We start from the raw sequence: 26,309 nt of genomic DNA on the forward strand, positions 1-26,309 counted from the left end.
TTTACTGCACGCTCACGCGCAGCGCCGCCGCCGTAGCGAACGGGCTTAATGTCGCGCTGCCCGCAAGCAGCGCACCGAGGATCGCCATATAGCCATCGACGGGTAAATGCATTGACGCCGCGTCCATCGCCGCCGTGGCGAAAATCAGCAGCGGGATGGTCAGCGGCAGCACCAGCAGGCTCAGCAGAACGCCGCCTCGCCGCAGGCCAACCGTTAAGCCAACGCCCGGCGCGCCCAAAAAGCTCAGCGTCGGCGTGCCCAGCAGCAGCGTTAACGCCATCACCTGCCAGCTGTAAAAATCCAGGCCGAGCAGCAGCGCCGCCAGCGGCGAGAGGATTAACAGCGGCAGGCCGGTCACCACCCAGTGAGCGGTCACTTTCGCCAGCACCACTACGGGTAAAGGGACGGGCAACAGCATAAGCTGTTCCAGCGAGCCGTCCAGGAAGTCATCCCGGAACAGCCTGTCCATCGCCAGCAGCGACGCCAGCAGCGCGGCAACCCAGATAACGCCGGGCGCAATGCGCGCCAGCAGCTGCGGCTCCGGGCCAATCCCCAGCGGAAACAGGGTGATAACAATAATAAAAAACCACAGCGGATTGGCGATTTCAGATCTTTTTCTGAAGACAACCCGCATTTCCTGCAAAAAAATACGCCCCATCATGCCTGCGCTTCCCGTAAAACAACCTGGCGGACGGAGGCCAGCGCCAGCGGCTGGTGCGTCGTGAGAATGACCATGCCACCCGCTTCGGTATGCCTCACCATCTGCCGCGTGAGCTTTTCCACGCCGGCGACATCAATGGCGGTAAACGGCTCGTCCAGAATCCACAGTTTTGCGGAGCTGAGCCATAAACGGGCCAGCGCCACGCGGCGCTGCTGTCCGGCAGAAAGCTGATTCACCGGCACGTCCTCGAATCCCAGCAGGCCAGCCTCTGCCAGGGCTTCCCAGCGCGCGTCGACCGGGCTGTCGGCATGAAAAAAATTAATGTTTTCGACAGCGGTGAGCACCGCTTTGATGCCGGGCTGATGCCCAAGCCAGAGTAAATCCTCATGAAACTGGTCGCGGGCGCGCCGCAGGGGCTCGCCCTGCCAGCGAACGTCCCCCTCTTCGGCCTGAGAAAGCCCGGCAAGAATACGCAGCAGGGATGTTTTACCCGCGCCGTTCGCGCCTGCCACCTGAACCATTTCGCCCGCGTTAACGGTAAACGACAGCGCGCTGAACAGCAGACGGTCGTCACGGGTGCAGCTCAAATTTACGGCTTCAAGCATGAGGAAGTATCGCTACGAATTTTAGGGGAATGAATGATAGCACATCATCCTCCGTGCTCCAGGCCGTACAAGCACTTAGTGGTACTCCAAAAGAGGTAAAGGCCAACCACGAGATCAACGATTGGGCAGATTCCTGAAATTAGCGAGCCGCAGCAAAAAAGCCGCTACGCTTACCTTATCAGAACTCAAGCGGAGCGCCCGTTAACATGGACAAACTGAAGGAAGATAAAATCGACAAATCCAGCGACGAACTGGAGGTGGAGAGCGAAGAGAAGTCGAGCGGCAAAGAGATCGACGTGGACGAGGATCACCTGCCCTCCCGGGCGATGGCTATCCACGAGCATATTCGTCAGGACGGGGAGAAAGAGCTGGAGCGCGACGCCATGGCGCTGCTGTGGTCTGCCATCGCCGCTGGCCTGTCTATGGGGGCATCGCTGCTGGCAAAGGGCGTGTTTCACGTCCATCTCGAAGGCGTGCCGGGCAGCTTCCTGCTGGAGAACCTCGGCTACACCTTCGGGTTTATCATCGTGATAATGGCCCGCCAGCAGCTGTTCACCGAGAACACCGTCACGGCGGTGCTGCCCGTCATGCAAAATCCCAGCGCCAGCAACTTCCTGCTGCTGCTGCGTTTATGGGGCATGGTGCTGCTGGGTAACCTGATCGGCACCGGGCTTGCGGCATACGCATTTGAATACATGCCAATATTCGATGAAAAAACCCGGGACGCGTTTGTGACCATCGGCATGGAAGTGATGCACAACACGCCGGGTGAGATGTTCGCCAACGCCATGATTTCCGGCTGGATCATCGCCACTATGGTCTGGATGTTCCCTTCCGCTGGCTCGGCCAAAATAGTGGTGATCGTTATCATGACGTGGCTGGTGGGGCTGGGCAATTTAACGCATATCGTCGTCGGCTCCGTAGAGATCCTCTATCTGGTCTTTAACGGCACCCTCCACTGGAGCGACTTCTTCTGGCCCTTCGCCCTGCCGACCCTGGCGGGCAACATCTGCGGCGGCACGTTTATTTTCGCGCTTATCAGCCACGCGCAAATCCGCAACGATATGAGCAACAAGAAGAAAGCCGAAGCAAAAGCCAAAGCGAAGCGCAAAGCGGAAGTGGAGAACGGCGAGGAAGAAGGGAAAGGCAACAAACGGCAGGCGTAAGACGAAAACTGGTTACGATTCAGGCAATCAACCCGTTAACCCCTTACCCCGGCCCGAAAAGCGGGTATACTACGCCCGCTTGTCCTCTTAGTTAAATGGATATAACGAGCCCCTCCTAAGGGCTAGTTGCAGGTTCGATTCCTGCAGGGGACACCATTCAAATACAGCCTTTCGTTTACTCAACTCTATAAAACGCCGTTAAATCAGCCTGCACGGGTATATTTTCACATATCAACGACTGCTCACATCCCCTGTTTGTAGGTCGGAAAAGCGAAGCGTCTTCCGACAATATGAATCAAATGGTGGATGACGCTGCCGCTTATCCCCTCTACGAGTCCAGTCTTAATTTGTTGTTTGCGAGCCTCTTCGCACATCCAAAATGCAACGCTGTAACCACCATTTTTCTGCTTGTCAGTTGCAAACCGCCGAGCGTATGATTTCTGCGCACCAGCAAAATCTGGTGCCGGGCGTAGGAACCCGAACACTCTCTACGGCGAAATCAGGAGCTTAGTTTCTTTTTGATTGTCGCGGCGTCAACACACCTTTATTCTTATCAACGGTGGTGCTGACGGGGCAACCTTCGGGTTGGCCAGCTATCGTAGAGAGTCTGGTATTCCTACCCCCGTTAGCGCCACCACCCCGAGCGTAGGAACTCAAGTGGTGGTATGTAAATAACTCTCTACGGAGTTCACTATCATGCTTTCAACTCACAATATTTCTCAGCCGCAACCAAACGACGCCCTGCTTTCCCCGATTACCGCCAGCATGGATCTGTTTCAGCTTCTGGACGTGTGCGAATCCCTTGCCGACGAGCTAATTGAATGCAAAACAGCAACCGAACAACAGGCGCTTTGCGGGCGCATCGCCCACTGTCTGGAAGTGATGAAAACGACCTTTGACCAGCCGCTGCCCGCGTATCTGGTAGAACGCCTCACCGTCGATAAAGAAGTGAAAATACAGGTGAACCACGACTCAGAAATACAACGCCAGTATTGCCACGCGCTGACGCAAACTTTATTGAGCCGCGCCCATACCCTTGAGGTGAACCGCGCCTTAACCGGCATGCTGTTTGAGCTGATTAATGAACTGGTCGAGGATTTACAGGCACCGCGCTTTCTGCGCGGATAGGTGAGATTGGTTGGCGGGTAAGCGTTGCCCGCCAAAGCGGCACCGAGGTTAGTGCATCAGGTAATCACATGGAACGATGTTCTGAGCCAATGCAGGGAAAGCCATCATCCGTTACAGGGCTTCTGCTTTGATCGACTTATGTACTCAGCTCTACGCGTCCGGTGTCGTTACCTGGCACAGTCCCGGTGATTAAAGGTATAATCCCCCGCATTACTTAACTGGTTCAGAAACGATCATGACAAAACTCACCCTACAAGAGCAGATGCTGAAAGCTGGCTTAGTGACCAGCAAGAAGATGGCCAAAGTGCAAAAAACGGCCAAAAAATCACGCGTTCAGGCGCGCGAGGCCAGAGAGGCCGTTGAAGAGAACAAGAAGGCGCAGCTTGAGCGTGATAAAGAGTTAAGCGAGCAGCAAAAGCAGGCCGCGTTAGCGAAAGAATTTAAAGCTCAGGTTAAGCAATTAATCGAAATGAACAGAATCGTTATTGCCAGAGGCGATATCGGCTATAACTTCACGGACAATAATTTAATTAAAAAAGTCTACGTGGATAAAGCAACCCAGGCCCAGCTTATTAACGGCCGCCTTGCCATTGCCCGACTGTCTACAGATAAAAATGGTGACAGCGAGTATGCAATTATCCCCGCAAGCGTAGCCGACAAAATTGCCCAGCGTGACGCGAGCAGTATCGTATTAAACAGCGCGCTAAGCACCGAAGAACAGGATGAAGAAGATCCGTACGCGGACTTTAAAGTGCCTGATGATTTGATGTGGTAATTAGCATTTAACAGAGATGTGCAGGGCGATGGATTTTATTTCATTGCCCTTTTGCAAATTTTGACCTTAAGTCATGCACGTTTAAATCCCACCGATCAGATATCAATGATGCTGGCATCTGGCATCTGAGAAGTAGCAATGAGTCGACTGCCCGCATATGGAACACCGACCCAAAGTTCTGGTTATCGAACAATGCCACGTTCTCAGAGTATATCTTTAACCTCGCCCATCTTTGGGAACGAGAAAATAAAAAGCAAAAGGTGATGAGCCAATTATTGTGAACATAATACTGTAAATGGCAACCCACGCGCCTTGAATGATGAAGAGTGATGCACTCCATTGTTCCATTGGCATATTATACTGCTCCTCAACGCCTTCGAAGGTCACACTTGAGACTGCCGAAAAAACAATTATAAAAACAATAGCAACTGCAATCAGGAATTTTTTCCCTTCGCGAGTTTTGAATATTTTCAACATAACCCTTCCCTCACAGATGGTTTTAATTAGTACAGCCGTTATGAAACCGTAGTCTGGCAAAACGTCACCAAAAAATGTGATCCAGGCCCATCTCTGAAGATATTTCCGAATGAGCCGAAACTACGGTTTCCAGCCATGTTCAGAAGTCGGCCGCAAGCTTTGTCTGACAAGGTTATCGGCACCAGGGCTCGAATTAAAGTATTTATTTGCACCAAAAGTGATATTTCAGCTGGTACCGGTTAAGCAGAAAGCCGCAACGTTTATGAACAGCACAATTTCCATTCACTCATGCAGCGAGCTGAAGTGCGCTTATGGTAGCTTATAGCCTCCCGCATTATGTTGAAGGTGCTATGTATGCTGAGCGGTCTAAACCACATAACCATTGCCGTAAGTGATGTTACGAGAAGCTTCGATTTTTATGTCAACACGCTTGGTTTTGTCCCAAAGGCAAGATGGGCCAGCGGGGCTTATCTTTGTCTTGGTAGCCTGTGGCTGTGCCTTTCCGCTGACGCAGTGGCCCCTCAGGAAGATTACACTCATTACGCATTCAGCATCCGCAGCGAAGACTTCGATGCGTTTGCTGCTCAGCTGAAGTCATCGGGCGTCAAAGAGTGGAAAACAAACAAGAGTGAAGGAAAATCTATCTACTTCCTTGACCCTGATGGCCACAAGCTGGAAATACATGACGGCGATCTGGAGAGCCGCCTCAACGCCTGCATGAGGCAGCCTTATGAAAAAATGGAATTTTTCTGATGTCTTGAAACTGAACGGTTATTTTATGCGTAGGGTTTCTTAAAAATTTAATGCTTCGCCAGCTCAATAAAAAATGCTGGATTATCCCGGATGGTAGCCAGTACCTTTGCCGCCAGGCCAGTTGGGTTACGCCTTTTAGCCTCCCAGCTTTTTATCGTATCAACGCTGGTACCCAGCGCATTTGCCATCTCGCTCTGGGTAACGTTAAGCTGCTCCCTTATCGCCTTCACATCAGCAATTTCATAACGGGTAACCCTTGCTGGTTCCTTAATGCCGTTCTTAATATCTACGGCTTCTTCAAGCGACGTTTTCAGATCGTCAAAAAAACTCATTTCATACCTCATCTTTCAGCAACTTCGTCAGTTTTTTTAGCTCTGCTTTTTCCACATCGGTCAGGCTATCTTTACTACTTTTCGGATAGGCCATCACAAGATAGATAATTTCTTCCGTCGCCAGAAAATAAATAACCCTTGCGCTGCTACTCTTTCCCTGGCAGCCAGTTGCCATCCTTATTTTTCTCAGCCCGCCGGTTTGCCGTATCAGATCGCCTCTTTCAGGAAAGGCGATAAGCATCTTCTGAAGCTCCCTTAGCTCCTCATCCGTTGCCATCCGTTTTATCTGACGGGTAAACATTGCAGTCTCGATAAATTCTATCGCATGGCACATCATCAACTCTCCATGTAAGGTACAGAGTACACCAATATGCGTACCAGGTACACTTTAAAGAGCAAACCTATGCACAGCCAGATATCTGCAAAACGAGATGATTTAACTTCGGGAGATCTCGCAAATAGTAATTATTTCTGACGTAACCAGCAGATTATGAAGAGGGGCAGCCCCCCACTAAGAGCCTTTTCCCAGACATCGCACATACCTCTCCCCGGAGCGCTGCACGATTTCGTCCGCCCTTTCCTTTATATCCTTGCCTTCGAACGCGCCGTAGAGTTTCTTAAACTTCACGCCGCTCAGGCGACGCGTGATCTCGCGGACCGTCTCTGCTGCAAGCGGCAGCATATTTGGGTAGCTCCACATAAAGGAGACGGCGTCCGCGCCCGGCGTGACCTGAAGGATATCCCCTGACAGCAGCACCCCTTCGCCCTGCTGCCAGTGGAGTACGCTGCCGCCCGCGAAGTGGCCGCCGAGGCGCATCAGGGTGACATCGCTGGTCAGCTTAAGGGTGTCTCCTTCCCAGAGGGTAACGTGAGGGCTGTCGCGCATGATCCACTCCCGGTCGCTGGCATGAAGATAAATAGGGGCGTCAAACGCTTCGGCCCAGTCCTGCATGGTGGTGTAGTAATGAGGATGCGAGATGGCGATGGCTTTCAGCCCGCCGAGGGCGGATACCAGCGTTCTGGTGGCGTCGTCGAGGATGGCGATACAGTCCCAAAGAATATTGCCTTCCGGGGTTCGTACGATAAAAGCCCGCTGGCCAATGGCAAAATCAGGGACGGTGCGGATGCTGAGGAGATCGGCCTCGTGCTGCTTCCATTTATTGGTATGCGTTGCAATCAGGGTATCGAAATCCACCCATTTCTGCCCTGCGGCTGGCACATACTGACGCTCGTCTTCGCAGATCTTGCAGCGTTGGGGATGGGAACCGCTGACGTCGTAAGACGTTCCGCAGGCTTTGCATAATGCGATCATTGAGGGGCGTTCTCCGTTCCGGTTAGCTAATATCAGTCTGGCACACCGATAGAAGGTCATGTACCAGATAATGCTGCCGATCAGGCTACGAAGGAGTTATTCAGAAAGGGCTGGCATGACGGGCATGGACTGACTTTTCGCTGGCGGGATGCACAAAGTGGAGCTCGCTGGCATGCAGCATCAGGCGCGGGGCGTGCTCCGTGCCCGGTCGCAGCAGCCCGCCGTAGAGATCGCATCCCAGAATAGGATGGCCCAGCTGCTGGCAGTGGATGCGCAGCTGGTGCGTACGCCCGGTCTCCGGCGTTAGCTCGACCCGCGTTAGCGGCAGCAAATCGCGGTAAAAGCGCTCAACAACCCGATAGCGGGAGCGCGCGGGCTTGCCGTTGACCGCGCAAATCGACATCAACGGAAACAGCGCCGGATCTTTGGCTATCGGCGCGTCTATCACCCCTTCGTCGTTGTCCAGGTGCCCGCAAAGCAGCGCGCTGTAAACCTTACTGACGGTGCGCTGGCTGAACTGATGGCAAAGCGCGGCGTTGATAGCCTTGTTGCGGGCAACCACCATCAGCCCGGAAGTGCCGAAATCAAGCCGGTGGACCAGGGTACAGCCGGGGAAGATCTTTACCAGCCGGTGATGTACGGAATCGAGATTCTGCGGATTTTTCCCCGACAGGCTCAGCAGCCCGGCGGGTTTGTTAATAAGCACCAGGTGCTCGTCCTGACAGAGGATCTCGATCTCGTCATGGCACGGCGGGGCAATAAAAGTATCGATAATCGTAGACATCAGGCGGCCCGGCTGGAGAGTGGCAGCGGATAGTACCGAATTTCCCGGCGGCTGGCGAATCTGGCCGCTGGCTTTGGACCGTCGATAACTCATATGGTACTTCGCTGTTGGACGCACAGACAGCCTGAAGCATCCCCGCATTTTCCAATAAAAAGGGCCGCCGCAAGGCAGCCCGTTTTCTTATTTAATAGTTTAAATCACTCCCAGGCCCGCTCGGCCCTGGTTGCATCGAACTGTGGCGGGGGCTTGCGGAACAGGCCGGTCAGATAAGCCAGATACCCCAGCCCCACCGCGGCCCAGACCAGGCCCAGCGTTAAGGATGTCGACTCCAGGTTAATCCACAGCACCGCCACCGTTATTGCGCCGGTCAGCGGCAGGATCAGGTAGTGGAATTTATCCTTCCAGGTTTTGTTGCGGCCTTCACGGCGCCAGAAATGGTTGATCACCGAGATGTTCACGAAGGTAAAGGCCACCAGCGCGCCGAAGTTAATCAGTGCGGTTGCGGTCACCAGATCGAAGAACAGCGCGGAAAGCGCCACCACGCCAACCATCAGCACGTTGAGTGCCGGAGTGCGCCATTTCGGGTGGACGTAGCCGAAATACTTCTCCGGGAAGACGTTGTCGCGCCCCATCACGTACAGCAAGCGCGAGACGCTGGCGTGCGAGGCCAGCCCCGAAGCCAGCGTATTCACGAAGGTTGTACACAGGAAGATGGACTGGAACAGCTTGCCGCCCACGTACAGGGCGATTTCCGGCAGCGCCGCGTCCGGATCCTTAAAGCGGCTATTGTCCGGGAAGAAGAGCTGCATAAAGAACGATGCGGCAATGAAAATAATCCCGCCGTAAACGGCCGTCAGGAAGATGGCTTTGGGGATAGTGCGCGCGGCGTCCGGCGTTTCTTCAGAAAGCGTGGTCACCGCATCGAAGCCCAGGAACGAGAAGCAGACTATCGTCGCCCCCGTAATAATGGGGATGAGGTGCGCGTTCTGGCTGATGAACGGCTGCAGCGACCAGACGGAGCCAACGCCCTCGCCTTTATGCAGCCCCTGCACGACGAGAAAAATAAACACCACCATGATGCAAATCTGCACCAGCACGAACAGGGTGTTGAAGTTCGCCACCAGATTGACGCTTTTCAGGTTGGCGGCGGTTAGGATGGCCACGAAGCTCACCACCCAGACCCACGGCGGCACCTCCGGGAACAGCGCCGAGAGATAGATTTTTGCCAGCAGGACGTTAATCATCGGCAGGAACAGGTAGTCCAGCAGCGACGACCAGCCCACCATAAAGCCCACGTGAGGGCCAATGGCCTTCTGGGCATAGGTATAGGCTGAACCGGCCTGGGGGAACTGGCGCACCAGCTTGCCGTAGCTGATAGCGGTAAACAGCACGCCCGCCAGCGCAAGCAGGTAGGACGCCGGGACGTGGCCGTCGCTGATGCCGGACACAATCCCGAAGGTATCAAACACCGTCATTGGCGTGAGGTAGGCAAGCCCCATCATCACCACCTGCCAGAGTTTTAAAGATTTGCGCAGCTGCGGCTTTCCCGCCTGCGACGGATTTTCTAAAGAAGAGTTAGTCGCCATGACCTTGCCCCCCCATGCACGCGGAGGTTTGCGATGAAATCGTCGTTATGGCAAACCTGCTCAGGCTGGGGGTGAGGCGTGGATCCAGAGGGATAAAAATCGGGCCGTGACCGTGAACAGGTCCGTCGTAATCAATGCGGCAGCGGCATTCGCCCTCGCCGTGCGGGTATTTGAACATCTGCATCATCTCCATCCTCGTCATACATTTTGTCGAACTGAAGACCCGTTGCCGCGTGCTCCGTGATGCGCCTCAGGGAAATGGCAGGGTAATCCTGCAATGTTGTCGGTCCGGCTCCGCTCAGACCTTATGATGCTGCATAATTTTTTCTGCCGGGCGGCGGCAGCCACCCCGGCATGGCTCTGCTCAGGCGTTTTTCAACATCCACTCAATTTCCGTTTCTGTGATCATCCGCTCAAACTGGATCAGCTCGTCGTTCTTACAGGCGTGGAAAACGTGCACAAAACGGTCCCCTAACAGCTCGCGCAGGTGGTCGTTCTGGGTGAATTCCCACAGCGCGTCGCTCTGGCGGATTGGGAAAGGCAGCCCTTCCTGCTCCAGCCCGTTACCTTCTACTTCTTCGTGCAGCGGCAGCTCGTTGTCCAGGCCGTGCAGAATGCCCGCCAGTATAGTTGCCATCACCAGATACGGGTTGGCGTCGGCACCCGCCACGCGGTACTCGACGCGATGGTTATCACGGTCGCCGCACGGGATACGCAGCGCGACAGTACGGTTGTTATGCCCCCACGATGCCTGCGTCGGCACGTACATCCCCGGCTGAAAGCGACGGTAGGAGTTGACGTTTGGCGCCAGCATCGCAATCGACGCGGGCATCAGGTCAATCATGCCCGCCAGCGCCCGCTTCAGAATCGAGGAGTCTTCGCCGTCGGCATCCGCCAGCACGTTCTCACCTTTACCGTTCAGGATGCTGATATGAATGTGCATGCCGCTGCCCGCGTGCTCTTCATACGGCTTCGCCATAAAAGTGGCGTGCATCTTATGTTTTTCCGCAACCGAACGCACCAGGCGTTTGAGGGCCAGCGCGTCGTCGCAGGCGTCCAGCACGTTATCGGTGTGGTGCAGGTTAATCTCGAACTGGCCGGGGGAGGCTTCCGCTACCGCGCCGTCGGCGGGGATCAGCTGCAGGCGGCCCAGCTCGTCAATATCGCTGAGCACGTCGGCGAAGTGGTTAAGGTTATCAACGGAGTAGACCTGGCTTTGGGTGTTGCGGTCTTCGGTGCCCGGCGCGCACGGCGGCTGCAGGTAGCCTTCGGCATCACGCTGACGATCGAGTAAATAGAACTCCAGCTCTACCGCTACCACGGGGTGCAGACCGCGCTGGCGCAGCTTTTGCCAGAGCCGGTTAAGCACGTTGCGCGGCTCAACGTCAAAGGGAGCGCCATCTTCGTCCAGCATGGTGAGCATCATCTGCCCGATAAACTCCGGGTCCGCCGCCGACGGGGTTAAAGTACCCAGAATCGGCACGCAGCTGCGATCCGGCTCGCCCAGCTCCTGGCCCAGACCGGCCTCTTCCACCACGTTGCCCAGAATGTCCATGGCAAATACCGAGGCCGGGAAGTAGCAGCCCTTCTCTATCTTACGCAGGCTGGCAACCGGAATACGCTTGCCGCGAAAGCCGCCGTTCAGGTCAGTAATCAGCACGTCAACATATTGGGTATTGGGATAGGTCTCGAGATAGGTTTTGACTTCGCGTGCGAACGCGCTACTTCGTCTCTCCTCGGTTTGCTGAACGAAATTCTCAACTTCTACGATATTGGTATCCATGATTCACCACCGTTTTGGATGCGGGTCGCCACTGTTAAATATAATGTCCACCTTTCGACAATGGTGCCAATTTAAATGTTTGTCAAATGTTAAGTGGAGTTTGCAAATAGGTTATCTCGCTGCTAGATTGATAAAATATTGAACGGAAATGGGCAGAATGGAATCTTTTGGCAATAATTTAGTCCAGAATGTGAGGTCGATCATGGGCAATATATTTGACAGACCAGTGATTGGTGTGGTCATGTGCAGGAACAGGCTTAAGGGTCATGAGACCCAGACATTGCAAGAAAAGTACCTGAATGCTGTTTTGAACGCCGGAGGGTTACCTGTTGCCCTCCCCCATGCGCTGGCGGAGCCAGAATTGCTGAACGCACTTCTTCCGACGCTCGACGGCATCTTCCTGCCGGGCAGCCCCAGCAACGTGCAGCCGCACCTCTATGGTGAAAACGGCGATGAGCCTGACGCCGATCCCGGGCGTGATGAATTGAGCCTGGCGCTGATCAACGCCGGGATTGAAAGGCGCATCCCCATTTTCGCCATCTGCCGGGGTTTACAGGAAATGGTGGTGGCCACCGGGGGGACACTGTATCGTCGCCTGCACGAACAGCCGACGTTCCTCGAACACCGTGAAGATCCCGAACTCCCGATGGAGGGGCAGTACGCTCCCTCTCATGAAGTCCAGGTTCAACAGGGAGGATTACTCTCTACCTTAATTCCAGGCTGCAGCTCGTTTTGGGTTAATTCACTCCATGGACAAGGAGCGAAAACGCTGGGCCGCCTGCTGCGTGTGGAAGCACGTTCGCCGGATGGCCTGGTGGAAGCCGTCAGCGTACACGATCACCCCTTTGCCCTTGGTGTACAATGGCATCCGGAATGGAACAGTAGCGAATACGCCCTGTCGCGTTTATTGCTAGAAGGTTTTATCACCGCTTGTCAGAGCTTTATCGCTGAAAAACAGCGGCTCTGACCACTACTGTTAAGGAAATACCAATATGAGCGATGACGGCCTGGCGCCGGGAAAACGTTTGTCAGCGATCCGCCAGCAGTTGGGTCTATCACAACGTCGTGCCGCCGAACTGTCTGGATTAACGCATAGTGCCATCAGCACCATAGAGCAGGACAAAGTCAGTCCTGCAATCAGTACGCTACAGAAGCTGCTGAAAGTTTATGGGCTGTCGCTCTCCGAGTTCTTCGCGGACCCGGAAAAACCTGATGAGCCGCAGGTGGTTATCGATCAGGATGACCTGATTGAGATTGGCAGTCAGGGCGTTTCAATGAAGCTGGTTCACAACGGGAATCCGAACCGTACGCTGGCGATGATCTTCGAGACTTACCAACCCGGCACGACTACCGGGGAGAGGATCAAACACCAGGGTGAAGAGATAGGCACGATACTGGAAGGTGAAGTGATCCTGACCATCAACGGCCAGACATACCACCTTGTTGCGGGGCAAAGCTATGCCATCAACACCGGCATACCGCACAGCTTCAGCAACACCTCGGCAGGGATCTGCCGCATTATCAGCGCCCACACTCCCACCACGTTCTGATTTCTTTTCGGCCTGAGTTTCTCAGGCCACTTTTAAAGACGCTTTTTACGGGATTTATTTCCTGGGGCAACTTGCAACCTGATTTTGCCAACAGCAGCGAAGAAAGACCTTTTATCTTATTGAATTTAAGGAGTAATCATGGACTTTCAGCATCTGAATTACTGGCAGGAAAAAGCAAAGAATATTTCGCCGGAAGGCCGCCTGTTTATTAACGGCGAATATTGTCCGGCCGTGGATAATACGACTTTTGAGATCGTTGACCCTGCCGCCCAGCGCACGCTTGCTCAGGTTGCCCGCGGTAAAAAAGCAGACGTAGATAAAGCCGTGTGCGCCGCTCGCGACGTTTTCGAACGCGGCGACTGGTCGCAGGCCTCCCCGGCAAAACGCAAAGCGGTCTTAAGCAGGCTCGCAGATTTAATGGAGCAGCATCACGAAGAGCTGGCGCTGCTGGAGACGCTCGATACCGGCAAGCCTGTGCGCCATAGCCTGCGTGATGATATTCCAGGCGCCGCCCGCGCCATCCGCTGGTACGCGGAAGCCATCGACAAAGTTTACGGCGAAGTCGCCACCACCGGCGTTAACGAGCTGGCGCTGATCGTACGTGAGCCGATTGGCGTCGTGGCCGCCGTGGTGCCGTGGAACTTCCCGCTGCTGCTTGCCTGCTGGAAGCTTGGCCCCGCGCTGGCAACCGGCAACAGCGTCATCCTTAAACCTTCTGAAAAATCCCCGCTGACCGCGATTCGCCTGGCGCAGCTTGCCAAAGAGGCGGGGCTGCCGGACGGCGTGCTTAACGTCATTCCCGGCTTTGGTCATGAAGCCGGCCAGGCGCTGTCGCAGCACCCCGACGTGGACGTCATCACCTTCACCGGCTCGACCCGTACGGGCAAACAGCTGCTGAAAGACGCGGGCGACAGCAACATGAAACGCGTCTGGCTGGAGGCCGGGGGCAAAAGTGCCAATATCGTCTTCGCCGACTGCCCGAATCTGCAAAACGCAGCCGCCGCCACCGCCGCGGGCATTTTCTATAACCAGGGCCAGGTGTGCATCGCCGGGACCCGCCTGCTGCTGGAAGAGAGCATTGCCGACGAGTTTATTGCGCTGCTGAAGGAGCAGGCAAAGAGCTGGCAGCCGGGCAACCCCCTCGACCCGGACACCACCATGGGCACGCTGATTGACAACGCCCATGCAGACACCGTGCACAGCTTTATCCGCGACGGCGAAAGCCAGGGCAGGCTGGTTCTGGACGGACGTGATGGCAAACACCCCGCCGCCGTCGGCCCGACCATTTTTGTCGACACGGCTACAGATTCCCGCGTCGGGCGCGATGAAATCTTCGGTCCGGTGCTGGTGATCACCCGCTTCTCCTCCGAAGCCGAAGCGCTGAAGCTGGCAAACGACAGCGACTATGGCCTCGGCGCCGCCGTCTGGACCCGCGACCTCTCCCGCGCGCACCGCATGAGCCGTCGTCTGAAAGCAGGCTCCGTGTTTGTGAATAACTACAACGACGGCGACATGACCGTGCCTTTCGGCGGCTACAAGCAGAGCGGTAACGGGCGCGATAAATCCCTCCACGCGCTGGAAAAATTTAGCGAACTGAAAACCATCTGGATCTCCCTGGAGTCTTAATCATGACTGAACATACCACCAGCTATTATGCCGCCAGCGCTAACCAGTACGTGCCGTTCCCCCAGCTCGACGAGCCGGTTACCTGCGACGTGTGCATCGTCGGCGGCGGCTACACCGGCCTTTCTTCGGCGCTGCACCTGTCCGAAATGGGTTATGACGTGGTGCTGCTGGAGTCGGCCCGCATCGGCTTCGGCGCCAGCGGGCGCAACGGCGGCCAGCTCGTCAACTCGTACAGCCGCGATATCGACGTCATCGAACGCACCTACGGCCCGGAGGCCGCAAAAATGCTCGGCGGCATGATGTTTGAGGGCGGGGAGATCATCCGCGAGCGCATCAAGCGCTACCAGATTGACTGCGACTACCGTCCGGGCGGGCTGTTCGTCGCCATGAACCACCGGCAGCTGGAAACCCTGGAAGAGCAGAAAACTAACTGGGAGCGCTACGGCAACACCCGGCTGGAGCTGCTGGACGCCGACGAGCTGCGTCGCGAAGTGGACAGCGATCGCTATGTTGGCGGCCTGCTTGACCACAGCGGCGGCCATATTCATCCGCTGAATCTGGCCATTGGCGAGGCGAACGCCATCCGCCTGAACGGGGGCCGCGTCTATGAGCAGTCGCCGGTGACCAATATTCAGCACGCCAGCCCGGCCGTCGTCAGTACCGCAAAAGGCCAGGTCACGGCGAAATACGTGATTGTGGCGGGCAACGCCTACCTGGGCGATAAACTTGAGCCGGAGCTGGCAAAGCGCAGCATGCCGTGCGGCACGCAGGTGCTGACCACCGAGCCTCTGGGCGAAGATCTGGCCCGCTCGCTGATCCCGAAAAACTACTGCGTGGAAGACTGTAACTACCTGCTGGACTACTACCGCCTGACCGGCGACAACCGCCTGCTGTACGGCGGCGGCGTGGTGTACGGCGCGCGCGACCCGGCGGACATCGAACGTCTGGTCATGCCAAACCTGCTGAAAACCTTCCCGCAGCTGAAGGGCGTAAAAATCGACTACCGCTGGACCGGCAATTTCCTGCTGACGCTCTCCAGGATGCCGCAGTTTGGCCGTCTCGATAACAACATTTATTACATGCAGGGCTACAGCGGACACGGCGTGACCTGTACGCATCTGGCGGGCCGCCTGATAGCCGAGCTGCTGCGCGGCGACGCCGAGCGCTTCGACGCCTTTGCCAGGCTGCCGCACTACCCGTTCCCGGGTGGCCGCAGCCTGCGCATCCCGTTTACCGCGATGGGCGCGGTTTACTACAAGCTGCGCGATCGCCTTGGCGTGTAATTAATCCTCTAACCGATCCCTACGTGTAAGGAAAAAAAGATGAGCAACAATAGCTTCCAGCAGCGCCGCCTTGATGCCACCCCGCGCGGCGTCGGCGTGATGTGTGATTTTATGGTTAAGAAAGCCGAGAACGCGACCATCACCGATACCGAAGGCCGCGAGTACACTGACTTCGCGGCGGGCATCGCCGTGCTGAATACCGGGCACCGCCACCCGAAAATCATCGCCGCCGTTCAGCAACAGCTGGAGTGTTTTACCCATACGGCGTTCCAGATCCTGCCATACGAAAACTACCTTTCGCTGGCCGAACGCCTGAACGACCTGGTGCCGATTGAAGGCAAAGCTAAAACGACGTTCTTCACCACCGGCGCGGAGGCGGTAGAAAACGCGGTGAAGATTGCCCGCGCCGCCACCGGTCGCCCTGGCGTCATTACCTTTACCGGCGCTTTCCACGGCCGCACGCTGATGACGCTGGCCCTGACCGGAAAAGTGGCGCCTTATAAAACCGGCTTCGGCCCGTTCCCTGGTTCCGTATTCCATGCCCGCTATCCGAATGCGCTGCACGGCGTGAGCGTCGAAGACTCGCTGAGCAGCCTGGAAGATATCTTCCACTGCGACATTGCCCCGCAGCAGGTTGCCGCCATCGTCTTTGAACCCGTCCAGGGCGAAGGCGGATTCAACGTTGCGCCGCCGGAGTTTGTCAGCGCGCTGCGCAGGCTGTGCGACCAGCACGGCATTCTGTTAGTTGCCGATGAAATTCAGAGCGGCTTCGCCCGTACCGGCAGGCTGTTTGCCAGCGAATACTACCCGGACGCGAAGCCGGACCTGATCACCATGGCGAAAAGCATGGGCGGCGGCTTCCCGATTTCAGGCGTCTCCGGGCGTGCCGAAGTGATGGACAGCCCAACGCCGGGCGGCCTGGGCGGCACCTATGCCGGTAGCCCGGTCGCTATTGCAGCGGCGCATGCTGTGCTGGATGTGATTGCTGAAGAGAAACTGTGCGAACGTGCCGACATGCTCGGCAGCCAGCTAATCGAAACTATTCAGGGCGCGGGCAACCCGGCTGTGGCACAGGTTCGCGGGCGCGGCTCGATGATCGCCGTCGAGTTTAACGATCCGCAAACCGGTAAGCCGAGCGCTGACATCGCGAAAGATATCCAGAAGCGCGCCATGGAGCAGAGCCTGATCCTGCTGACCTGCGGCATTCACGGCAACGTGATCCGCTTCCTGTACCCGCTGACTATCCCGGATGCGCAGTTCAGCAAATCGCTGAATATTTTGAGCGAGATTTTTAGAGGTTAATCAAAGAACTAAGCGGGGAACCGGTGGATGGCGCTGGCGCTTATCCACCCTACCACTGCCTGCTTTTCAATTGCTTAGCGTCATCCGACAAAACTCTTCACCGCAATCCCCTGCTCTTCCAGCAGCTGGCGCACCCGGCGGGCCATTTCAACCGCGCCGGGGGTGTCGCCATGCACGCAAATAGAATCTGCCTGAATCGGGGTGAAGATTCCTTCTACAGAGTTGATGCCGCCCTGGGTGATGAGCTGGAGCATGCGCTGGGCAACTGTTTGCGGATCGTGAATAACCGAGCCTGGTTCACGGCGGACAACTAAAGTGCCGTCAGCGTGATATGCGCGGTCGGCAAAAGCTTCAGAGATTACCCGCAGCCCTTTTTGCGCGGCCCACTCCAGAATCTTTGAACCGGCTAGCCCCACCAGCGGCAGATTCGCATCGACAGCCAAAATACCGTCAATCACCGCCGCTGCCTGGCGTTCGTCATGAGCTATGGTGTTATAGAGCGCGCCATGGGGTTTGACGTAACGAACAGAGGTTCCGGCAGCCCGCGCCAGACCCTGCAACGCGCCTATCTGATAGATAACGTCGGCGGTCAGCTCGTCGCTGGCGATGTCCATACTGCGGCGGCCAAAACCAACGAGGTCGGGGTAAGAGACGTGAGCACCAACGGCCACGCCTTGTGCCCGTGCCGCACGCAGCGTGTCGAGAAGGCCAGCAGGCGAACCAGCGTGAAATCCACAGGCAACGTTCGCGCTGCTCACCACCTTCAGAATCGCCGCGTCATCGCCCATCGTCCACTGCCCGAAGCTCTCACCCAGATCGCTGTTTAAATCGATTGTTATGCTCATTGACTACTCGTTGTCCTCAGTCCTTTGAGAAAATTAGCACACTTCTCCCCTACTTACGCAGCGGCACGTCCTTTATCAGCCATGACAGAATAAACGCCAGCACCACCACGCCTGCGGCGATAATGTAAACCGAGTGCAGGGCCGAGCCGAACGCCTGAAGATAGTCATTACGCAGGGCGACGGGCAGCTCATGCACGGCTTTTGCGCCCAGCTGACGCGGCAGCTGCACATCCGGTGGGATCAGCGCCATAAGCTTAGTTTGCAGCACGTTCGTGAAGATTGCGCCGAAGCCTGCCACGCCAATCGAGCCGCCAATCTGACGGAACAGCGTGGCGCTGGAGGTTGCCACGCCGATCAGCTTTTGCTCCACGCTGTTCTGCACCGCGAGGATCAGCACCTGCATCACCATGCCCAGGCCGCAGCCGAGCAGCGCAATATAGAAATAGAGCGTGTGCAGCGGCGAGTCGATTTTCAACGTGCCCAGCAGCGCCATGGCAATAAACGTCACCAGCGTGCCGACGATCGGGAAGATGCGGTAGCGGCCAATTTTACTGATGATGCGCCCGCTGATAATCGAGGTGATCATCAGGCCGCCCATCAGCGGCAGCAGCTGGATGCCCGCCTCCGTTGGCGTGGAGGATTTCACCACCTGCAAATAGAGCGGCAGGAAGGTCATCGAGCCAAACAGCGACATCCCGATGATAAAGCCAATCAGGCAGCTGAGCAGGAAAGTGCGGTCGCGGAACAGGCCCAGCGGGATGATCGGCTCGATGGCCAGCCGCTCTTCATAAATAAACCCGCCGAGCGTCACGGCAAAGAAGGCAAAGATGCACCACAGCTGCGGATCGGACCACGCCATCACGGTGCCGCCCTGGCTGGTAAAGAGGATCAGGCAGGTCAGCGAGATGGCAAGATAGCCCGCGCCAAGGAAGTCTATCTGGTGGCGAATGCGCGCCGTCTGCGGCTTCAGCACCGCGCCGATCACCAGCAGCGCAAAGACCCCGAGCGGCAGGTTGATATAGAAGATCCAGCGCCAGGAGAAGTGTTCAACCAGGAAGCCGCCGATCAGCGGCCCGATGACGGTTGCCAGCCCAAATACGCCGCCAAACAGCCCCTGGTATTTACCGCGATCCGCCGGAGGAATAACGTCCCCTACCGCTGCCATAGTGACAACCATCAGACCGCCGCCGCCGAGGCCCTGCAGGGCGCGCATCAGGATAAGCTGAGTCATATTCTGCGCCAGGCCGCACAGCGCGGAGCCAAGCAGGAAGATGACGATAGCCGTTTGCAGAACGATTTTGCGCCCGAGCAAATCGCCAAATTTACCGTACAGCGGTACGACAATCGTTGAAGAAAGCAGATACGCCGTGACCACCCAGGAGAGTTTTTCCAGCCCGCCCAGCTCGCTGACAATCGTCGGCAGCGCCGTGGAAACGATGGTTTGATCCAGCGCGGCAAGCAGCATCACCAGCATCAGGGCGGCAAAAAGCAAACGAACCGAAGTGGTCTGCGGTGGAGAATCCGTTTGTGATTCGTGCGTTGTAGTCATCGGCTCCGGCTTAATCAGTTACAGGTATTTTTATCGTAGGTCGGATAAGCGCGCGTCATCCGACAAAACATAATCAGTCAGCTGAGAAATTAATATGATGGGAATATTTTCACTGCTATCGGTTATTGTGGCTCAGTAACCTTCCTGACGCAGTGCCAAAACTCTTAAATCTGTCGATACCAAATCAACACTATTTCAATTTTAATTATCACAAAGGCTGATGATTAGGTTTTTTCCTGGTTTACCCACACTGAAAATGGTGGATTATGCCCGCGCCTGAAAGGGTGTTCCGCTACGGCGGCTTTTCAATTTTGGATTAAACAGCAATGAAAACAATAATGTTAGTGATAGTAGCAGCAGTGGCGGCAACGCTGACCGGATGCAGCACCCCGGCACAACGTATGGCAGATTGTCAGGCTCAGGGGGTCAGCAAAGATACCTGCTATCTGGCCGAACAGAATCGTCAGGCGGCGTTTAACAGCGCAGCGATGAAGCAGGCGATGGAAAACTCCAATGAAGCGATAAAATAGCAGCACTATGACAGGCCCCGGGGCCTGTTTTTAGTATTCCAGATTCACCCGGTCCCCGCGGGTCGTTGGCTCAGAAACCATCAGAAATTCTGTATCTGATTGCGAATCATTACGTGCCTGATGCCGTGACCGTGCAGGAATGGGGATCCCCTTACCCGCAGGAATTCGATGCAACTCCCCTTCCAGCTCCATGCTCAGCTCCCCGGACAGAACAAAAAAGAACTGTTGCGCGGCGGAGTGGTAATGGCGCTGCTCCTCGCGACCGGCAGGCATACGTTCGTGAATAACGCTAAGGGTTGGGCTTTTTAAAAGGTGCCAGCCATCACAATCGTCCCCCCAAAGGTAGTGTTCAGCGTTCTCTTTTGAAACGATCATATTTTTCCTTATTTAAGCTAATGTGAAAGCTATCTGGATATAACAAAAACAAAAAAATATACAGTCCTGAACGATAAAAAGAGCAGGCGAAAAACCTTTTAATTCAGCAGGTTTAATATTCTCTTACGCCGTGAAATGTAAAGTTTAAAAAAGGATCGCCACCGCGCTTTTCATCCCCTTGTAAAGCTGCGCGCATTGGGAGTACATTAGCGCCGACTGGCCGCTCCCGGCCACGGAATACAACGTGAAACGCTCAGCACGCCGGATGAAGTTAATCCCAAAATGCCCCTTCGGCGATTTCACTTTTCTATACTGATTTTCTGGCGAAAAGAGTGCGTGAATACGCGCGGAGCAATGCAAAGTGAAATATTTTCTGATGGGTATCTCGGTCATTCTGGCGGTGTGGGTCGGGACTTTTGTGATTATGATTTAATCTTCACGCAGCCGGTGATAAAAACAGGAGCCGATGGCTCCTGTTTGCGTTTTTAACCGGTGATATCCGTTGCGGCTTTGGTGGTCGCAGGAAGCAACCCGTCCGCACGGAACATGGATTTAATCCCCCGCACCGCCTGCCGGATGCGGTCGCGGTTTTCAATCAGCGCAAATCGCACGTGGGTATCGCCGTAATCACCAAAACCGATGCCTGGCGAGACGCAGACCTTCGCGTCCTGCAGCAACTTCTTGGCAAACTCCAGCGACCCCATTGCCGCATACTGTTCTGGAATTTTGGCCCACACGTACATAGAAGCCTTCGGGCATTCCACCATCCAGCCAGCTTCATGCAGCCCTTTGACGAGCACATCGCGGCGGCGCCTGTACTGTTCGGCGATATCTTTCACGCACTGCTGATCCCCTTCCAGCGCGGCAATCGCTGCCACCTGCAACGGAGTAAACGTGCCGTAGTCGTGATAGCTCTTGATACGCGCCAGCGCGCTTACCAGCTCCTGGTTGCCCACCATAAAGCCAATGCGCCAGCCCGCCATGTTATAGCTTTTTGACAGCGTGAAGAATTCGACGGCCACGTCGCGCGCGCCGGGCACCTGCATAATAGACGGCGCTTTCCAGCCGTCGTATACGATATCGGCATAGGCCAGATCGTGGATCACCAGCACGTCATAGCGCTTAGCCAGCGCCACAACCTTTTCGAAGAACTCCAGCTCCACGCACTGCGCCGTTGGGTTAGACGGGAAGCCAAGGATCATCATTTTCGGCTTCGGATAGCTTTCGCGGATGGCGCGCTCCAGCTCGTTGAAGAAGTCAACGCCCTCCACCAGCGGCACGGAACGCACCTGCGCACCCGCGATGACCGCGCCGTAGATATGAATCGGGTAGCTCGGGTTTGGCACCAGCACGGTGTCACCGTGATCGAGCGTGGCCAGCATCAGGTGCGCCAGCCCCTCTTTCGAGCCGATGGTGACAATCGCTTCGCTTTCCGGATCGATATCCACTTCATAGCGATCTTTGTACCAGCGAGAAATTGCGCGGCGCAGGCGTGGGATACCACGGGAGGTGGAATAGCCGTGCGTGTCGTCACGCTGGGCTACGGTGCAGAGTTTTTCAACGATATGCGGCGGCGTAGGGCCGTCGGGGTTGCCCATGCTGAAATCGATAATATCTTCGCCACGGCGGCGCGCGGCCATTTTCAGCTCGGCGGTGATATTAAATACGTACGGGGGTAGACGATCGATACGCGAAAAACGACGTTTAGGACTGGAGTCAGCCATAGATTCCTCTGGATTACGTAAGCGCCCGGACCGTCCGAGCGACGCTGCCACGCTGTTGTGGCCCGCTTTGAAAATAGCCTGAATAAAAATCATCTGTCGAGAGGCAAAGCGAAAATATTTTCGTTTCGCCTAAAACATGAACTTTCATTTGAAAGTCATCACTGTTTTGTTTGATTAGCAAGGCCTATATTAACCTCGTCGTAACAAACCAATAACCTCTTACCCGATGACGACGAGGAACCTGCCATGAACCTGAACATCGATGAACTACCGCAAGAAATTCGCAAGATTAAACAACAACTTCGAAAAGAGCTCCCAGATTACAAAGCAGTGTTCGCCGAACTGGAAAGGGATATGCGCCGCCAGATCGACGCCATTCGTTCTGAGCTGGATCGCGGAGAAAACCCCGTCCCGCAAATTCATGCCGATGACATTGTCCATAACCGCATTAGCGAGCAGCAAAAAGCCCTGATTCGCCAGCGCGGATGCTGCACCGTAAAAGGGGTTTTCCCGGAGCAGCAGGCCCGCGCCTGGAACGAAGAGATCGGTAATTATCTGGAGAGAAACAACTTCACCGAAAGGCTAAAGAACGCAGCAGAAGACTACTATTTCGGCACGCTTGCCGCCAGTAAGCCGCAGATTTACGGCATTTATTGGTCAAAACCGCAGGTCGAAGCGCGCCAGCACGAACGCATGAAAGCGGTGCAGGTGTTCCTCAATAATCTGTGGGAGACGGAAAGCAACGGTAAACGGCACTTTGATGCGGACCGCGTAGTGAGCTACGCTGACCGGACGCGCCGCCGCCCGCCTCGTTCCACCTCACTGGGCCTTTCCCCACACGTTGACGGCGGCTCCGTAGAACGCTGGCTGGATGAGAACTTCCGCCACGTTTACCGCCATGTTTTTTCAGGCGACTGGCAGAGCTACAACCCGTTTGCCGCAGAAGGCCGCACGGAAGTCCGCGAGTTCCCTTCCCCGGCGGTCTGCTCCATGTTCCGCACCTTCCAGGGCTGGACGGCGCTTAGCCCGCAGCGCAAACACGGCGGCACGCTGAACCTGCTGCCGATTGCCAACGCCATGGCTTACATTCTGCTGCGCGCCCTGCAAGATGACGTGCCGGAAGACTCGCTTTGCGAAGCCTGGCCAGGCCGGGCGCTGTCCATTAACGAACGGTGGCATCCCCTTTTATTAAAAGGGATATCCTCAATTCCTGATATGGAAGCGGGCGACACCGTGTTCTGGCACTGCGACGTGATCCACTCGGTGGAAAACGAACATCTGGGCGAGTTCGACAGCAACGTCATGTATATCGCCGCAGCCCCCTGGTGCGAGAAGAATGCCGCGTACCTTGAGCGTCAGTGGCCGGCGTTTGTAGAAGGTAAGTCCCCGCCGGACTTCGCCGCTGACGATTTCGAGGTGGAATTCAGCGGCCGGGCAACCCCTGCGGACTTGACTGCCGCCGGGGTTGAGCAGATGGGCGGTAAATAGTTTTCGGCGGATGACGCAGGCTTATCCGCCCTACGATCCGGGAATTGTAGGGTGGATAAACAAAGTGCCATCCACCACGTGTTCGGCATGGGGGTTCTGGCTTCCCCGTCAGAATTTCCTTATCATGGCCCCTTCCCCCAAGGCATGCGAGTAACCCGTGCACGAAATTTTTAATATGCTGCTGGCGGTGTTTGACCGGGCGGCGCTGATGCTTATTTGTCTTTTCTTCCTGATCCGCATCCGCCTGTTTCGCGAGCTGCTGCACAAAAACGCCCACACGCCGAAAGAGCTGCTGGCCGTCACCGCTATTTTCTCGATGTTCGCCCTCTTCAGCACCTGGTCCGGCGTGCACGTTGAAGGCTCGCTGGTCAACGTGCGGATTATCGCCGTTATGGCGGGCGGCATTCTGTTTGGCCCATGGGTGGGGATTATTACCGGCGTGATTGCCGGGACGCACCGCTATTTAATTGATATCGGTGGCGTCACCGCCGTGCCGTGCTTTATTACCAGCATTACCGCAGGCTTTATCTCCGGGTGGATCAACCGCAAAGTGCCGAAAGAGCAGCACTGGCGCATCGGCATTATCGCCGGCATGCTGTGCGAAACGATGACCATGACGCTGGTCGTGCTCTGGGCGCCGTCCATTGAGCTTGGCTGGGATATCGTCTCGAAAATCGGCGCGCCGATGATTCTGGGCTCGGTTTCCATCGGTTTTATCGTGCTGCTGGTGCAGAGCGTTGAAGGGGAAAAGGAGGCCAGCGCGGCTCGCCAGGCGAAGCTGGCGCTGGATATTGCCAACAAAACCCTGCCGCTGTTTCGCAACGTGAACAGCGAATCCCTGCGCAAGGTCTGCGATATTATTCGTCAGGACATCAGCGCCGACGCGGTTGCCATCACGGACAACGATAAGGTGCTGGCCTACGTTGGCGTCGGTGAGAAGAACTATAAGCAGAACGATCTGGGGATCAGCCCGCGCACCAAGCTGGCGCTGCGCGAAGGCAAAATCATTATCCGCAACGACGACGAAGCCTACCGCACCCCGGAAATTCACTCCCTGATCATCATCCCGCTGTGGGAAAAAGGCGTGGTGACCGGCACGCTGAAAATCTACTATCGCCACGCGCACCAGATCACCTCTACGTTGCAGGAGATGGCGGTTGGGCTGTCGCAGATAATCTCGACCCAGCTCGAAGTTTCCCGCGCCGAGCAGCTGCGCGAAATGGCGAACAAGGCCGAGCTGCGGGCGCTGCAAAGCAAGATTAACCCGCACTTTCTGTTTAACGCCCTGAACGCCATTTCCTCTTCAATTCGCATGAATCCGGACACCGCCCGCCAGCTGATTTTCAATCTTTCACGCTATCTGCGTTACAACATTGAGCTGAATGACGACGAGCAGATTGATATCAAGCGCGAGCTTTACCAGATTAAAGATTACATCGCCATCGAACAGGCCCGCTTCGGGGATAAGCTGACGGTGATTTATCATATTGATGAAGAGGTGACGTGCAAGATCCCGAGCCTGCTCATCCAGCCGCTGGTTGAAAATGCCATCGTGCATGGGATCCAGCCCTGCAAAGGGAAAGGCGTGGTGACCCTCAGCGTGGAAGAGAGCGGTAACCGGGTGCGTATTGCGGTCCGGGACACGGGCAACGGTATCGATCCGAAAGTCATCGAGCGCGTGGAGGCCAACGAAATGCCGGGCAACAAAATCGGCCTGCTGAACGTTCATCACCGGGTGAAGCTGCTCTATGGCGAAGGGTTGATTATTCGCCGCCTGGAGCCGGGCACCGAGATTGCGTTTTACGTGCCGAAAGCCGTCGCCAGCCTGCCGCCGGGGCTGCTGCCGCTGGAAGGAGAGAAAGCATGAAGGTGATCATTGTAGAAGATGAGGTGCTGGCCCAGCAGGAGCTGAACTGGCTGATTAAAACCCATTCGCAGATGGATATTGTTGCCACCTTCGACGACGGCATGGACGTGCTGAAATACCTTCAGCATCATGAAGTGGACGCCATTTTCCTCGATATTAACATCCCGTCGCTGGACGGCGTGCTGCTGGCGCAGAACATCAGCAAGTTCGCCCATAAGCCCTTTATCGTGTTTATCACCGCCTGGAAAGAGCACGCGGTGGAGGCCTTTGAGCTGGAGGCCTTCGACTACATTCTGAAGCCTTATGAAGAGTCGCGGATTATTGGCATGCTGCAAAAGCTGGAGGCCGCGCACCACCAGCAGACCGCACCGCAGGCTCACGTCAGCAGCAGCCGCGAAAACCTCACCATTAACCTGGTGAAGGACGAGCGTATTATCGTCACGGATATCAACGATATCTATTACGCGGAAGCCCACGAAAAAATGACGTTTGTTTATACGCGACGCGAGGCCTACGTGATGCCGATGAATATTACCGAATTTTGCAGCCGCCTGCCAGAAAGCCACTTCTTCCGCTGCCACCGCTCTTACTGCGTGAACTTAAGCAAGATCCGCGAGATCGAACCCTGGTTTAACAACACCTATATTTTGCGCTTAAGGGATTTAGATTTTCAGGTGCCGGTGAGCCGCAGCAAGGTGAAAGAGTTTCGCCAGCTGATGCGGCTGTAATGCGGGGAAGGCTGTGAAAGTGTCGGATGGCGCTTGCGCTTATCCGACCTACAAGATTCAATAAATCATCTGGTTACGTA

27 protein-coding genes and 1 tRNA gene are annotated in these 26,309 nt (G+C 55.8%); 15 read left to right on the forward strand and 13 right to left on the reverse strand.

Translation table 11 applies throughout. The features are described 5' to 3' along the window. Position 1 precedes the first annotated feature (1 nt). Positions 2-661: a heme exporter protein CcmB gene (gene ccmB / locus AAE045_RS13290; RefSeq protein ID WP_455548147.1), complete on the reverse strand. Its 660-nt coding sequence runs from the start codon at positions 659-661 to the stop codon at positions 2-4. Further along, entirely contained in the window at positions 658-1,266 is a 609-nt protein-coding gene (ccmA, locus tag AAE045_RS13295; protein ID WP_455548148.1) for a cytochrome c biogenesis heme-transporting ATPase CcmA, read from the reverse strand. Before ccmA ends, ccmB begins: the two co-directional genes overlap by 4 nt. Before the next feature lie 215 nt (positions 1,267-1,481). Here ccmA and AAE045_RS13300 point away from each other — a divergent pair, with 215 nt between their 5' ends. The 4 genes from AAE045_RS13300 to AAE045_RS13315 all read left to right on the forward strand — a co-directional run bounded on the left by AAE045_RS13300 (position 1,482) and on the right by AAE045_RS13315 (position 4,335). Continuing rightward, the gene (locus AAE045_RS13300; RefSeq protein ID WP_455548293.1) at positions 1,482-2,432 is read left to right on the forward strand and encodes a formate/nitrite transporter family protein; all 951 of its coding nucleotides are present in this window, start codon (positions 1,482-1,484) and stop codon (positions 2,430-2,432) included. Between the two features lie 81 nt (positions 2,433-2,513). Beyond that, positions 2,514-2,588 (forward strand) — tRNA-Arg (locus AAE045_RS13305). A 540-nt stretch (positions 2,589-3,128) separates the two neighbouring features. Further along, positions 3,129-3,560 carry a hypothetical protein gene (locus AAE045_RS13310; RefSeq protein WP_202303209.1) on the forward strand — a complete coding sequence of 144 codons (432 nt, stop codon included), beginning with the start codon at positions 3,129-3,131 and terminating at the stop codon, positions 3,558-3,560. A gap of 235 nt (positions 3,561-3,795) precedes the next feature. Continuing rightward, complete coding sequence (locus AAE045_RS13315; protein ID WP_455548149.1) at positions 3,796-4,335, forward strand: DUF2058 domain-containing protein; 540 nt, start codon at positions 3,796-3,798, stop codon at positions 4,333-4,335. 216 nt (positions 4,336-4,551) lie between these two features. Here the strand turns inward: AAE045_RS13315 and AAE045_RS13320 are convergent, their stop codons facing one another. Continuing rightward, a complete protein-coding gene (locus AAE045_RS13320; protein WP_455425312.1) occupies positions 4,552-4,812 on the reverse strand; it encodes a DUF2534 family protein in 261 nt (86 codons plus the stop codon). A gap of 354 nt (positions 4,813-5,166) precedes the next feature. Between AAE045_RS13320 and fos the strand changes: the two genes are divergently transcribed. Continuing rightward, positions 5,167-5,565 (forward strand): fosfomycin resistance glutathione transferase, encoded by a 399-nt coding sequence (gene fos, locus AAE045_RS13325; protein WP_455548150.1) that lies wholly within the window; start codon positions 5,167-5,169, stop codon positions 5,563-5,565. Between the two features lie 47 nt (positions 5,566-5,612). Here the strand turns inward: fos and nadS are convergent, their stop codons facing one another. The 6 genes from nadS to AAE045_RS13355 all read right to left on the reverse strand — a co-directional run bounded on the left by nadS (position 5,613) and on the right by AAE045_RS13355 (position 11,362). Continuing rightward, a complete protein-coding gene (gene nadS, locus AAE045_RS13330; RefSeq protein WP_455548151.1) occupies positions 5,613-5,897 on the reverse strand; it encodes a NadS family protein in 285 nt (94 codons plus the stop codon). Position 5,898: 1 nt separating this feature from the next. Continuing rightward, complete coding sequence (locus tag AAE045_RS13335; RefSeq protein ID WP_455548294.1) at positions 5,899-6,231, reverse strand: type II toxin-antitoxin system RelE/ParE family toxin; 333 nt, start codon at positions 6,229-6,231, stop codon at positions 5,899-5,901. Between the two features lie 177 nt (positions 6,232-6,408). Beyond that, positions 6,409-7,209: an MBL fold metallo-hydrolase gene (locus AAE045_RS13340; protein WP_455548152.1), complete on the reverse strand. Its 801-nt coding sequence runs from the start codon at positions 7,207-7,209 to the stop codon at positions 6,409-6,411. A 100-nt stretch (positions 7,210-7,309) separates the two neighbouring features. Then, positions 7,310-7,993: an RluA family pseudouridine synthase gene (locus AAE045_RS13345; RefSeq protein WP_455548295.1), complete on the reverse strand. Its 684-nt coding sequence runs from the start codon at positions 7,991-7,993 to the stop codon at positions 7,310-7,312. A 197-nt stretch (positions 7,994-8,190) separates the two neighbouring features. Next, positions 8,191-9,579, reverse strand: coding sequence for an APC family permease (locus tag AAE045_RS13350; protein WP_455548153.1), 1,389 nt, complete (start codon positions 9,577-9,579; stop codon positions 8,191-8,193). A gap of 364 nt (positions 9,580-9,943) precedes the next feature. Continuing rightward, positions 9,944-11,362: a glutamine synthetase family protein gene (locus AAE045_RS13355; protein ID WP_455548154.1), complete on the reverse strand. Its 1,419-nt coding sequence runs from the start codon at positions 11,360-11,362 to the stop codon at positions 9,944-9,946. Between the two features lie 202 nt (positions 11,363-11,564). Here AAE045_RS13355 and puuD point away from each other — a divergent pair, with 202 nt between their 5' ends. The 5 genes from puuD to AAE045_RS13380 all read left to right on the forward strand — a co-directional run bounded on the left by puuD (position 11,565) and on the right by AAE045_RS13380 (position 17,123). Beyond that, positions 11,565-12,329: a gamma-glutamyl-gamma-aminobutyrate hydrolase gene (gene puuD, locus AAE045_RS13360; RefSeq protein WP_455548296.1), complete on the forward strand. Its 765-nt coding sequence runs from the start codon at positions 11,565-11,567 to the stop codon at positions 12,327-12,329. A gap of 25 nt (positions 12,330-12,354) precedes the next feature. Then, the gene (puuR, locus tag AAE045_RS13365; protein WP_455548155.1) at positions 12,355-12,912 is read left to right on the forward strand and encodes an HTH-type transcriptional regulator PuuR; all 558 of its coding nucleotides are present in this window, start codon (positions 12,355-12,357) and stop codon (positions 12,910-12,912) included. 138 nt (positions 12,913-13,050) lie between these two features. Further along, the gene (puuC, locus tag AAE045_RS13370; RefSeq protein ID WP_455548156.1) at positions 13,051-14,538 is read left to right on the forward strand and encodes an aldehyde dehydrogenase PuuC; all 1,488 of its coding nucleotides are present in this window, start codon (positions 13,051-13,053) and stop codon (positions 14,536-14,538) included. A gap of 2 nt (positions 14,539-14,540) precedes the next feature. Beyond that, positions 14,541-15,821: an NAD(P)/FAD-dependent oxidoreductase gene (locus tag AAE045_RS13375; protein ID WP_455548157.1), complete on the forward strand. Its 1,281-nt coding sequence runs from the start codon at positions 14,541-14,543 to the stop codon at positions 15,819-15,821. A gap of 39 nt (positions 15,822-15,860) precedes the next feature. Beyond that, positions 15,861-17,123, forward strand: a complete 1,263-nt coding sequence (locus AAE045_RS13380) for a 4-aminobutyrate--2-oxoglutarate transaminase (protein WP_455548158.1) — start codon at positions 15,861-15,863, stop codon at positions 17,121-17,123. 80 nt (positions 17,124-17,203) lie between these two features. On the opposite strand, the gene AAE045_RS13385 is transcribed toward AAE045_RS13380, so the two are convergent. After that, positions 17,204-17,968 carry a LamB/YcsF family protein gene (locus AAE045_RS13385; protein WP_455548159.1) on the reverse strand — a complete coding sequence of 255 codons (765 nt, stop codon included), beginning with the start codon at positions 17,966-17,968 and terminating at the stop codon, positions 17,204-17,206. Between the two features lie 49 nt (positions 17,969-18,017). Further along, positions 18,018-19,517 carry an MDR family MFS transporter gene (locus tag AAE045_RS13390; protein ID WP_455548160.1) on the reverse strand — a complete coding sequence of 500 codons (1,500 nt, stop codon included), beginning with the start codon at positions 19,515-19,517 and terminating at the stop codon, positions 18,018-18,020. Positions 19,518-19,855: 338 nt separating this feature from the next. On the opposite strand from AAE045_RS13390, the gene AAE045_RS13395 reads away from it, so the two are divergent. After that, a complete protein-coding gene (locus tag AAE045_RS13395) occupies positions 19,856-20,047 on the forward strand; it encodes a hypothetical protein (RefSeq protein ID WP_455548161.1) in 192 nt (63 codons plus the stop codon). A gap of 30 nt (positions 20,048-20,077) precedes the next feature. Here the strand turns inward: AAE045_RS13395 and AAE045_RS13400 are convergent, their stop codons facing one another. Continuing rightward, complete coding sequence (locus AAE045_RS13400; RefSeq protein WP_455548162.1) at positions 20,078-20,422, reverse strand: cupin domain-containing protein; 345 nt, start codon at positions 20,420-20,422, stop codon at positions 20,078-20,080. 361 nt (positions 20,423-20,783) lie between these two features. Here AAE045_RS13400 and ypdK point away from each other — a divergent pair, with 361 nt between their 5' ends. Next, positions 20,784-20,855, forward strand: a complete 72-nt coding sequence (gene ypdK / locus AAE045_RS13405; protein WP_455548297.1) for a membrane protein YpdK — start codon at positions 20,784-20,786, stop codon at positions 20,853-20,855. Between the two features lie 52 nt (positions 20,856-20,907). On the opposite strand, the gene alaC is transcribed toward ypdK, so the two are convergent. Then, on the reverse strand, positions 20,908-22,146 hold the full coding sequence (gene alaC, locus AAE045_RS13410) for an alanine transaminase (RefSeq protein WP_455548163.1): 1,239 nt from the start codon (positions 22,144-22,146) through the stop codon (positions 20,908-20,910). 246 nt (positions 22,147-22,392) lie between these two features. Here alaC and AAE045_RS13415 point away from each other — a divergent pair, with 246 nt between their 5' ends. The 3 genes from AAE045_RS13415 to AAE045_RS13425 all read left to right on the forward strand — a co-directional run bounded on the left by AAE045_RS13415 (position 22,393) and on the right by AAE045_RS13425 (position 26,229). Continuing rightward, on the forward strand, positions 22,393-23,634 hold the full coding sequence (locus tag AAE045_RS13415) for a DUF1479 domain-containing protein (RefSeq protein ID WP_455548164.1): 1,242 nt from the start codon (positions 22,393-22,395) through the stop codon (positions 23,632-23,634). A gap of 157 nt (positions 23,635-23,791) precedes the next feature. Beyond that, a complete protein-coding gene (locus tag AAE045_RS13420) occupies positions 23,792-25,501 on the forward strand; it encodes a LytS/YhcK type 5TM receptor domain-containing protein (protein WP_455548165.1) in 1,710 nt (569 codons plus the stop codon). Continuing rightward, entirely contained in the window at positions 25,498-26,229 is a 732-nt protein-coding gene (locus AAE045_RS13425; protein WP_455548166.1) for a LytR/AlgR family response regulator transcription factor, read from the forward strand. Before AAE045_RS13420 ends, AAE045_RS13425 begins: the two co-directional genes overlap by 4 nt. Positions 26,230-26,309 lie beyond the last annotated feature (80 nt).

It is taken from the genome of Dryocola clanedunensis (assembly GCF_038405435.1).
In the GTDB taxonomy this organism is placed as follows: Bacteria; Pseudomonadota; Gammaproteobacteria; order Enterobacterales; family Enterobacteriaceae; genus Dryocola; species Dryocola clanedunensis_A.